This window comes from Vibrio sp. 378, assembly GCF_033339435.1.
Genome location: NZ_JAWOUO010000795.1, coordinates 1 through 604, shown reverse-complemented (window position 1 = coordinate 604; position 604 = coordinate 1). Strand labels below are relative to the sequence as shown.

Annotated in this window: 1 pseudogene; it reads left to right on the top strand. The window is 46.4% G+C overall.

The window, feature by feature from the left end:
- Positions 1-5: 5 nt before the first annotated feature.
- A pseudogene (locus tag R7Q48_RS28890) lies at positions 6-604 on the top strand (chromosome partitioning protein ParA); the annotation flags it as partial.

Below are 604 nucleotides of genomic sequence, written 5' to 3'. Positions count from 1 at the left end.
AAGCCATGAAGCTTAGCTTACTAATCACTGTGTCCGCCGCTTTGGCGGGCATAGTTTGGTTTTCCGTCAATGTCGACGAGCGCGATCAATTAACGCAGCTTTCTTCGGAGTTGCAGGATAAATCAATCACATTGGTTGATAGTGATTCGACGCCACCCCAGCGCCAAAGCAGTACACAAAAGTCCAAGTCAAAATCAGACAACATGCCCACTGAGACTCAAGATCTTGCAGAGCGACTAAACCGCTCTAAAGGTCGAGCATTGAAAGCAGAAATCGAGACGTTTTGGCACACCTGTATGTCCGAGCTTAATTGCGAATTCAAACTTAATGAACTAGCTATAGATTTGTCTGCAGAGCGTTTTAATTTGTTAGCGAACTACCATCAACTCGATGGTCTTTGGCAGCAAAGCGTTGGCAATTTGTTGTTTGATGAGCAGCAACCGCTCGCCTCTCGTGTCGAACGATTAAAATCCGAAGCGAGAAAGATTTGGGGAGAGCTCGCCGAGGTGATTTTCGCCGATGAGTTCGCACTTTATGATTTCAGCTTACAAGCCGAGCAACTTGATGCCGTATCGGCTCAAGATTACGTGAAAGCATTCGAGGA